The organism is Tenacibaculum geojense (genome assembly GCF_042676005.1).
GTDB lineage: Bacteria > Bacteroidota > Bacteroidia > Flavobacteriales > Flavobacteriaceae > Polaribacter > Polaribacter geojense.
Window position 1 is genome coordinate 1 of the sequence record NZ_JBHTJR010000052.1, and the last position, 10,562, is coordinate 10,562.

At 29.7% G+C, this 10,562-nt stretch carries 6 protein-coding genes; 1 reads left to right on the plus strand and 5 read right to left on the minus strand.

What is annotated here, in order from left to right; genetic code table 11:
- Positions 1-173: 173 nt before the first annotated feature.
- The 5 genes from ACFQ1U_RS12430 to ACFQ1U_RS12450 form a co-directional block, all read right to left on the minus strand.
- On the minus strand, positions 174-2,018 hold the full coding sequence (locus ACFQ1U_RS12430) for a DUF349 domain-containing protein (protein ID WP_386108861.1): 1,845 nt from the start codon (positions 2,016-2,018) through the stop codon (positions 174-176).
- Between the two features lie 150 nt (positions 2,019-2,168).
- Entirely contained in the window at positions 2,169-2,927 is a 759-nt protein-coding gene (locus ACFQ1U_RS12435) for a shikimate dehydrogenase family protein (RefSeq protein ID WP_386108863.1), read from the minus strand.
- Positions 2,905-3,915, minus strand: a complete 1,011-nt coding sequence (locus tag ACFQ1U_RS12440) for a DUF368 domain-containing protein (RefSeq protein WP_386108865.1) — start codon at positions 3,913-3,915, stop codon at positions 2,905-2,907. The genes ACFQ1U_RS12435 and ACFQ1U_RS12440 overlap by 23 nt, the downstream gene beginning before the upstream one ends.
- Before the next feature lie 13 nt (positions 3,916-3,928).
- Positions 3,929-4,849 (minus strand): DUF368 domain-containing protein, encoded by a 921-nt coding sequence (locus ACFQ1U_RS12445; protein WP_386108867.1) that lies wholly within the window; start codon positions 4,847-4,849, stop codon positions 3,929-3,931.
- Positions 4,842-9,233 (minus strand): translocation/assembly module TamB domain-containing protein, encoded by a 4,392-nt coding sequence (locus ACFQ1U_RS12450; protein WP_386108869.1) that lies wholly within the window; start codon positions 9,231-9,233, stop codon positions 4,842-4,844. Before ACFQ1U_RS12450 ends, ACFQ1U_RS12445 begins: the two co-directional genes overlap by 8 nt.
- A gap of 190 nt (positions 9,234-9,423) precedes the next feature.
- Between ACFQ1U_RS12450 and tsaD the strand changes: the two genes are divergently transcribed.
- Positions 9,424-10,452, plus strand: coding sequence for a tRNA (adenosine(37)-N6)-threonylcarbamoyltransferase complex transferase subunit TsaD (gene tsaD, locus ACFQ1U_RS12455; protein WP_386108871.1), 1,029 nt, complete (start codon positions 9,424-9,426; stop codon positions 10,450-10,452).
- Positions 10,453-10,562 lie beyond the last annotated feature (110 nt).

Consider the following 10,562-nt stretch of genomic DNA (forward strand, 5'->3'; position numbering starts at 1 on the left):
GCTTTTTCTTGCGTAAACTGTTATTCATAAAATAAGTCTTATTGGTGTAAACTTATTTTAGGACGGGACATCAAAATATATAAAAGCTCTCAACATTGAGAGCTTTTTTTATATCATAAAAAAACCGAAAACTAATAAAGTTTTCGGTTTTATGCTTTAATATCAATTAAAAGTTAGTAATCTAATCCTTTTAAATAATCTAACTTTACTTGTAAAATATCTAATTGGTCTTTAAACTCTTGAATACCTTTACGTACATTCTTAACTAATGGGTTATCTTCAGTAGCATTAGAAATAAAACTTAAGTTATTTTCTAACTGCTGCATATCTCTAACTGTTTCGTCTATCTTTCTGCGTAAAAATAATTGTTCACTATCTAATTTCCTGAAGTCTTCTTGCGATAAATAATTATCAACAATATTTTTAAACTTCATCATTTCAATATCTTCTTTACTTAAGTTTTGCTTTTCTAGTAAACTATCTACAACTTTATTAAACTTACCATCTAAATGACGCGCATTTCTAGGTAAAGAACCCATATCTCTCCATGCAACAATAGCTTCTTTTACCTCATCTAAAGTAGCTTCCGCTTTATTTTTAAGCTCATCTATAAAAGCTTTTTTAGCATCTACAATGGCTTTAACTCCTTCATCTAACTCATTTTTATGAGCATGAAATCTGTCAAAATAATGATTACAGGCAGCTTTAAAACGTTTCCAAATTTCATCTGAATATTTTCTTGGAACATGTCCAATTTTTTTCCAATCAGATTGAATTCTTTTCATAGTATTGGTAGTTTCCTCCCAATCACTACTTTCTTTTAAACTTTCTGCTAACTCTACTAAAGCTATTTTCTTTTTTAAATTATCACTTTGTAATTGTTTTTCTGCTTTGTAAAAAGAGTTTTTCTCTGCGTTAAACTTTTGTGTTGCTGCTTTAAACTTTTGCCAAACTGCTTCACTTTTATTGTAAGGTAACTTACCAGCATCAAAATATTGTTGACGTAATGCCTCTATTTCTTTAATGCTTTTTTGCCAATCATTATGAGAATTATTCCCTGATACATCATAGGCATCTATTTTAGCTATTACCGCTAGTTTAGCATCAATAATCTCTTGATGTTTAGAACGTAATATCTTTTGATATTCATGTCTTTTATCATGTAATTGCTTCGTTATATCGCTAAACTTACCCCAAACCTCTTCTCTATGTTCTTTATCTACAGGACCTACTTCTTCTTTCCATAATCTATGAAGCTCTTGTAATTCTTTAAAAGCAGCATTCACATCATCATAATTTAATAAAGTTTTAGCTCTATCTATAAGTTTTAATTTTTCTTCTAGATTATGCTTAAACTCTAACTCTCTAAAGTCTTTATTTAAATGAAGTAAATCATAAAAACGCTCAACATGATGATGATAAGTACGCCAAGTATCATTATACTTTGATTTTGGAACTGGGCCAATAGCTTTCCAACGATCATTTAACTTTTGATATTCGTTATACATCGTTTTTGGGTCAGCATTTTCTATTAAATTTTTAAGTTCTTCAATTAACGCATTTCTTTTTTCTAGGTTATCGTTTAATTGAGATTCAAGCTGCTTGTAATAAGCATCTCTCTTAACTTTATAATCTTTTAATAAACTATTATATTCTGTTTTAACAGGACTTGAAAACTGAAAGTCTATAGAATTTCCTCCTTCGGCCAAAAACGCTTCCTTTTTTTCTGCTAATAACTTCCCAAATTTGCCATTAAAGGCAGTCTTTACAGCATCTACATGATTTTTAATTTGCTGAACTGGGTTATTTTTTATTAACTTTTGTAACTCCTCAACAAGTTTATCAAGCTCCATTGCAGCGTAATCCAACATTGGGATTTCATTTTTTTCTTCTGCTTTTTCTGAGCTCTCTGCTACTTCGTTTTCTATTTCATCAACTGCTGTTTGAGTTTGTTGATTTACCTGATTAACTTCGTTACTTGTTGTTTCTTCAACGTTTTTGTCGCTATTTTCTAACATATCAATGATGTTTAAAGTTCCAATATAATTTGATTATAAAGATAATGAATATTGTATAAATATGTATTTTAATTTAATGTAAAGCTATTACACTAAGGTACTCTTTAAATGAGAGGCATATAAAATGAATGATTTTCTAAATTAAAAACCTTATTTATTCCATATCTCCCACGCCTTTTCTGCCTGTAGTTCCAGCATTTCATATCCGTTTTTGACCGTTGCTCCTTGCATTTTTCCTTTTTCTAAAAATAATGATAATGCAGGATTATAAATTAAATCATATAATAAGTGATTTGATGTTAACTCACTATATGGGATATCTGGACACTCATTAACATTTGGGTGTGTGCCTAAAGGGGTACAATTAATAAGTACCGTAAACTTTTCTAATAAAGATGAATTAATACTATTGTAAGATATTTGAAGAGGCCCTTTAGGGTTTCGAGAAACAAACCTGTATTCTATGTTCATTTTTTTTAAAGCATATGCAACTGCCTTAGAAGCTCCACCCGTACCTAAAATTAAAGCCTTTTTATGATGTGGTTTGAGTAATGGGGTAATTGAATTTTTAAAACCATAGTAATCTGTGTTATATCCTTTTAACTTTCCTTTTTTAGTAATTTTAATAGTATTAACAGCTCCTATTTTAACTGCTTTTTTATTTACCTTATCTAGGTATTTAAACACATCTTGTTTGTACGGAATGGTAACATTAAGACCTTTAATTGATTTTTTATATTCATGTAATTTTGACGGAAGTTGATCAATAGAATCGATATCAAAATTGATGTAATCATGATTTTTTAACTCTAATAAAGTAAATTTCTCGGCAAAATATCCTCTTGAAAAAGAGTATGAAATATTTTTGCCTACTAAGGCAAATAGGTTAGTTTTTTCGTTGTCGGCCATAATAGTCTATCACTAAAATTAATCCAATTCCAAAAACAATAAAAGCGATTGCTATCCATGTTTCTAAAATTGAAAAATCTGGTATAAATCTTTGATAATTTAGAATTATTTTGTTCCCTTTTTGATCAAGTAAAAAGGTATTATTTTCTATTTTATAAATTGTTTCTTTCCAAGGCCAAACTATACCCAGTGACCCTGCTATAAAACCAATTATTATTGCTGTTACTTCTTGATTCCATTTTTTTAAAACATAACCTAATACATGTGAAATTGAAACCAAACCAAACGCTGAACCTGCAGTAAATGTGGCTATTATTTTTAAATATCTTATCTTAATTTCATCATTTAAAACTTCAAAATTACCTGCAATTAATTGCGTTATAACTGTTGCTAAAACATTTACACTATCTACCAATAAAAGCACATAATTACCTAAAAGAATTAAAATAAAAGAACCTGATAAGCCTGGCAATGTCATTCCTGAAACACCAATTATTCCGCATAAAAACACAAACCATAAATTATCATTCTCCACAGCAGGTGTCATAAAACTTATAGAAATACCAACAGTTACGCCTACTAAAAGTGATACAATATTTTTTAAGCGCCAATCACCAAAATCTTTAGAGATATAATAGATGGAACCTAAAATTAATCCAAAAAACCAAGACCAAACATATAGCTGATAATGTTTTAAAAAGTAATCTAAAACTAAAGAAACACTAAAATAACTGAAAAGGCTTCCTAAAATTATTAGACTTAAAAACTGCAGATTAGTATATTTATAAAAGCTAATAAACTTTCCGCTTAGTAATAATTTAAAAGCCTTACCATTAATTCGTTGAAAGCTAAAAATAAGCTCTTCATAAAAACCTAAAACAAATGCAACCATTCCGCCAGAAACCCCAGGTACTTTATTTGCACCTCCCATAGCTAGACCTTTTAAAAAAAGAGATAACTTTTGAGATAAAGTTTGACGTTGATTCATTTACACTAAAGCTTTATTTAGTTGCTAATTTTTCTAACAATAAAATTAAACTAAATCCAACAATTGCTAAAATGGTTGCTGGTAATAATTGTGGATCTCCTTCAAATGAAAGTGGAGATATTGAAAGCTCTTTAAAAGGAACTTGCTCTCCATGAGAATTTGTTCTGTAAGTTAGTACTTCTTTCCAGGGCCAGATTTTATTTAATGAACCAATTATAAAACCTGTTAAAGCAACAAGTGTGTAATTTTTATGATTGGCAAACAACCATTTTAATATTTTTGAAAAAGACAGCAACCCAACAATTGCTCCTAAACCTACTGCTGTAATTGTTAATAAATTTCTGTTATTAATTGCATTTAAAATTGGTTTATAAGCACCCAGCAATACCAAAATAAAAGAACCTGAAATACCTGGTAAAATCATTGCACAAATAGCAATTGCTCCAGCTAAAAACATAAATCCTAACGATGAGTTTTCTGAAACTAACGGATCTAAAGTAGTAATGTAATAAGCCAAAATAGTTCCTAAAAGTAGTAAAACTATTGATATTATATTCCATTTAGTAACCTGTTTAGCTATGTAAATAACACTCGCCAATACTAATCCAAAGAAAAAAGACCATAAAAGTATTGGATGATTATCTAACAACCATGATATACCTTTTGCTAAAGATAGTATACTAACAAAAATTCCCGAAAATAGTGCTAATAAAAAATTGCCATTTAATTGTTTCCATGCTTTACCAAACCCTTCTTTTTGTAAGGTTTTTAACAAGTCAATATTGATATTACTTATGGATTGAAGTAACTCTTCATAAATTCCTGATATAAAAGCAATAGTTCCACCAGATACACCTGGAACTACATCCGCAGCCCCCATGGCCATTCCTTTTAATGCTAAAAAAATATAATCTTTGGTAGTTCTTTTATTCATTTTTTGACGGTATTGTATCTTTTTTCTTCTTAAAATTAATTAATCTTCTTGTTGGTTGCTCAGGTAAACTATCCTTTTTTTCTTTTTCTTTCTTCTTTAAACCTAATTTTTGTTTCAACTCTTTTAAGTTATTAAAGTTTACTTGGTAAGATAAACCAACTCCTTGCGTGTAACCCTCTTCTTCTAAAATAGAATATTCTACATCATTCGGTTTATTAAAAAAGTTAGCACGTAACGTTCCTTGCTCATTTAATAATACCTCTACTTTAACTTCACCTACTACACTGGTTTGGGTATTTGCTCCAACTGGAACCCCAACCTTTCCGTTTACAATTACACGATCACTTAATTGAGTAGATACTGATACATCCACCTGGTCATCAATAAATCGATTTACATCTGCTCTATCTCCTTGAGTATAACCAACACCTACTTGAAATTTTCCATCTTTACTATTTATCATACTCGATAAAATACTAGAAGCAACTTGAGCTGCTGTACCTGTTAGTCCCGCTGAAGCACTTGACCCTATAGTTTCTTCGTTGTAAAAGGTACCAAAGGCTAATAAAAAAGTGAAGTGCTGCATTTTAGTATTTAAGTCATTTTCATTGATTTTAAACTCTAATTCAGAGGCAACTGTAGAGTTTGCATTTGGAATTTTAATATCAAACTCTTGTTTGGAATTAAAAAGACCTCCTGTAATTTTGGTGTATAAATCTATTGGAATTTTTCTAGTTGAGTTAATGTTATCTAACAGCTGAGCTGGATTAGCTTTTGTTTGGTAAATTGCTGTCAAATCAAGTTCTGCTTCGTAAGGGTTTCCATTCCAAGCTATTGTTCCGCCTCGTTGTACCACAAAAGGTTTATTTATAATTCCTCCATATCTAAAATTGTACACTCCGTTATCTATAGTTAAATCACCATACATATTAAATTTTCCTCGTGTGTCAATTTCTATTTGTAAGTTTCCATTTCCACTACCTTTTAATTCACTTCCAGAAACTTTATCAATAACAACCTGCGCAACAGCATCTTTAGTTACTGCTAAATTTATTTTTAAGTTTAACCCTTTAATTTTATCAATATTAAGGGCTTGCTCATCTAACTCTTCACCTGTTTTAAAACGAATTAACTTATAGTTGTTTATGGTTGTAACATCATTTAAAGGAATTACAAAAACGGTTCCTGGCTGTGTACTGCCATTAACATCTATACTTAAATTACTGGTTAAACCTCTAATTTGCGCATTTCCTCTTATAAAACCAGAACCGTAATACGGAATATCTTCAACCTCTTTGGTATCTAACACCAACATGTTTGGAGTATTTAAATCTAAATTTAAATACCATTGCTCAAAATTTTGGTGTGTTATACTACCAGACAAATATCCTTTAGTATCATATTTTGTATCTTTTAATACAATGTTTTTTATGATAAATGATTGATCTTGTAGTTTGATGCTAGCATTTTCAATAAAGTCATAATCGATGTTTAGATACGGAAATGTTAATCCAGATTCTATCAAACTTAAATTTCCTTTAAAATTAGGATTTTTAACAGGTCCCTTTGCTGTAAAATATCCTGACAATCTTCCTCGTAAATTAGAAATTACTTCGTCTCCAAACTCACTAAACCCATTCAGCTCATATTCTTTAAATGCAACCTCCATATCCATAGTAGGCTGTGAATTAGAAAAATCTAAGATTCCTCCTATTTTTACGTTATCAAATAAATAGTCTCTGATAGACATATCTACGTTATAAACATTAAAAGAGTTATCTCCTTCTATATTTACTTTTAAAGTACCTTGAGAAAATTCATTCACTATTAAATCGCTAATGGTAATATTCGCTAAAGGTTTAATAGTTGTTTCATTTTGAGTAATTGAAGCGGAGCCATCTAGAGCACCTTCTAGTTTAAGGTTATCCATTTCTGGCAACAACGCTTGTAAACTAACACTAGAAAAATCAGCATTAAAGTTTTTATAATTATCTCCTTTCATTTCACCATCAAAAGCTATTTTCATATTCTCTGATAGTAACAAAAATGGACTAAAAGAAAAATCGTTTTCTTTTAAATTGAAAGTTACTTTATGATTGGTATCGTCAGATGGATTTATAGCCCAATTATACCCATTGATAATTGCTGTAGATTTTTGAACACCAACAACTGATTTTCCTTCTTTATTTATGGTGTAGTAAAAATCTAAATTATAATCATCTACCACCTTTTTTCCTCCTTTAAAAGTAGACTTAAAAAATAACGTGTCATTTACTGTTCTATTTAATAGATTTACCTCCTCTATATTATAAAACTCATTCGACATTTTATCTGCTGTAAGGTGTGTGTTGTATAACGTATTTTTATTATCAACACGCAAAACAATACCATCAATTATATTTTCATAGATATCTAGTTTTGGAGATGAAAAGGTAAGCTTAACGGAGTTGTTATTTGAATTAACTCTACCTCTTATTTGAGTACTTGGACCAATAGATACTTTTGGTAAAAAAATATCAACTATCTGATTATAGATATCGAAATTAAAATTCACATATTGATTTGGGGCTACAGGAATTGGTTTATAATTAGTATAAACGCTACCTAATGCATTTTGAAAAACAGGCAATAATTCGCTAAAGGTAAATTTACCTTCTAGTTTTCCTTCTGCAATGTCTTTAGAGTTTACTTCTATGGTTTTAATACTATCTTTTACCGATGAGTTTACTTCAAATTTTTTAAACTCATATTTTTGCTTTTGATTTGTGTATTCTAAATTTTGAAAAGTTGCTTTACCTACAATATCATCAAAAGTATTTCCAGATATATCTAAATTAATTTTCCCTTTAAGTAAAGCTATGCTATCTCTTGTAAAAAGTTGAGTTTTATTGAGGTCTAACATATCAATATCTGCTAGGAAATCAAATTTATGTACCTCTGAAGAAAAATCTGCTAAACCTTTAAACGTTAAGCTAAAGTTATCATCTTTAGCTTCTAAATAACCATCAAATAATTTATTTTGAAACTCACCATTTACTAGTAAATCTTTGTAAGTATAATTATTAAACTCTATACTAGATACAGTTCCAATTACTGAAGTATTGATATTGGCAACATCAAAACCTTGTCCGTCAACATCTGCTCTTAAAGATACTTTCCCTAAGTTATCATCATTTGCTAAAACACCAATATCTAAATTAATAAATTCTATTTCTCCACTATACTCAGCATTATTAATATCATCTATACCTGTTATTAATAAATCTGAAACGGTAGTACCTATTTGAGAGGTTACACGAAGAGTAGCATCCATTTGCTCTGGTGTTACTTTAACCAACCCAGACATGTTAAACCTTCCCAACTTTTTAAAATCTGTTGGTAATGTTTTACCTAAAACATTTGGTAAAATACTTTTTAATTGGTTGTACTCTGCTGATACTTTATCTAAATCTGCATCAAAAACAAAACCTCTACTGGTATTTAGGGCATTAACAAACCCCATATCACCAACTATTCTTATACCATTTTTAGAGTATAAGTTAACATTGTTTAGACTAAAATTGTTTAAAACACCATTCATTTTACCCGTAAAAAAGAGCATATCTGTACCTCCTATCTCTCCATAAAGTTTGTTTAAATCCATTACAGAAACACTACTTTTTTTGAACTTACTGGTAACTTTAACCTTATCTACAAAACTGACAAAGTCTTTTCTTTTGTATGTAAACTCGATATCAGCTTGAATATTAGAATTGTTATTTGTTTCTAAGGTAGTATTATTAAAAAGCATATGCTGCTTTGTGTAAGCAAAATCTGTAGATAGGTTGGTAATACTTATTCCTCTATTATCGGTAAGATACATTCCTTTTATATTGGAGGAAAAATCAGGTCCTTCTAATAAAAAGTTTTGCAGATTTCCACCAACATTATAAGCTCCAAATTGTAAAGGTTCTTTTTTAGCTTCATCAATGAGTTTGTAAGTTAAATCATCTACATAAATATTGGAGGTTTTTAGTATAAACGGATTTTTACTTGGCTGATCATTACCGTCGTCAAAACTTTTTACAAAAATGCTAAGATTATCATCTTCTTCACCTTTGTATTTTTTCATGTAAAAATATGCTCCAGATAAAGTAACATCTCCTAATTCTACATTATTATCAACCACCTTTTTTACATTTTGCAATGAAGTTTTTAAGTTGTTTACAAAAATTAATGTGTCTTTATGATGGTCTCTAATTTCAATTTCTTTAAGCTGTACACTACCTAAAAGTGATAAATCTATTTTCTTTACCACTATGTTGGTGCCAAATTCTTTATTTACAAAATCTGTAGCTATTTTACCTAACCTACTTTGTACCGCTGGAATTGAAAAAATCAGCATTAAAAGCAATAAAAGAATCAGAATGATTCCAATAATTTTCAGTAGTATTTTTCCCGTTCTTTTTATGGCTGAATTGTATTTAAAATTAGTGGTTAAAACATCAAAAACATTGCCTTAGTACAAAGAAACATCAATTTTAACGAATATCTAACGTATTATGAATATTTTTGCACTTTAAAACTACAAATAATTGAGCACAGAAAACACATATATTTTAGGTATAGAAAGCTCTTGTGATGATACAAGTGCTGCGGTGATTTGTAATGGTAAAGTATTAAGTAATGTAGTTGCCAACCAAGAGGTACATGCAAAATATGGAGGTGTAGTTCCTGAGCTTGCTTCAAGAGCACATCAGCAAAATATTGTACCAGTGGTTCAAAATGCACTCGATAAAGCAGGCATTACAAAAGATGATTTAAGCGCAATTGCATTTACCAGAGGTCCTGGTTTAATGGGATCTTTATTAGTGGGTACCTCATTTGCAAAATCATTAGCATTGGGGTTAAATATTCCGTTAATAGATGTTAACCATATGCAGGCTCATATTTTAGCTCATTTTATTATTGAAGAAGGTAGTAAAATACCTCCTTTTCCTTTTATTTGCTTAACTATAAGTGGCGGTCATACACAAATTGTAAAAATAACTAACCACTTTGAAATGGAGGTTTTAGGCGAAACTATAGATGATGCTGTTGGAGAAGCTTATGATAAATCTGCCAAATTACTTGGTTTACCTTATCCTGGTGGACCTTTGGTAGATAAATATGCTCAAAAAGGAAACCCAAAGGCTTTTAAATTTACACAACCTAAAGTTGGAGATTTAGAATTTAGTTTTAGTGGTTTAAAAACTCAAATTTTATATTTCATCCAAAAAAACACCAAGGAAAATCCTAAATTTATTGAAGAGAACATCTATGATATTTGCGCATCTATTCAATATACAATTATTGAAATTTTAATGAAGAAAATTAAAAATGCTGTTAAACAAACCGGCATTTCAGATGTTGCGATAGCAGGAGGTGTTTCTGCTAATTCTGAAATTAGAAAAAGACTTGGTTTAGCAGAAAAACATTGGAAATGGAATACTTACATTCCAAAATTTGAATATACCACCGACAATGCTGCGATGATTGCCATTACTGGATATTTAAAATATTTAAATAATGATTATTCTGATATATCTATTGCATCTAAGGCTAGACTCAAAGTAACAGAATAAAAAAAGCGCTCTTTATAACAGAGCGCTTTTTTTTATTTTTTTGTCCCGTCCTAAAATAAGTTTACACCAATAAGACTTATTTTATGAATAACAGTTTACGCAAGAAAAAG

Bases quoted from the DNA above. Each gene is read 5' to 3' on its own strand.
- ACFQ1U_RS12440 (WP_386108865.1), bottom strand. From the start codon at position 3,915: ATGAATCAACGTCAAACTTTATCTCAAAAGTTATCTCTTTTTTTAAAA.
- ACFQ1U_RS12450 (WP_386108869.1), bottom strand. From the start codon at position 9,233: ATGCTGATTTTTTCAATTCCAGCGGTACAAAGTAGGTTAGGTAAAATA.
- ACFQ1U_RS12435 (WP_386108863.1), bottom strand. From the start codon at position 2,927: ATGGCCGACAACGAAAAAACTAACCTATTTGCCTTAGTAGGCAAAAAT.
- ACFQ1U_RS12445 (WP_386108867.1), bottom strand. From the start codon at position 4,849: ATGAATAAAAGAACTACCAAAGATTATATTTTTTTAGCATTAAAAGGA.
- ACFQ1U_RS12430 (WP_386108861.1), bottom strand. From the start codon at position 2,018: ATGTTAGAAAATAGCGACAAAAACGTTGAAGAAACAACAAGTAACGAA.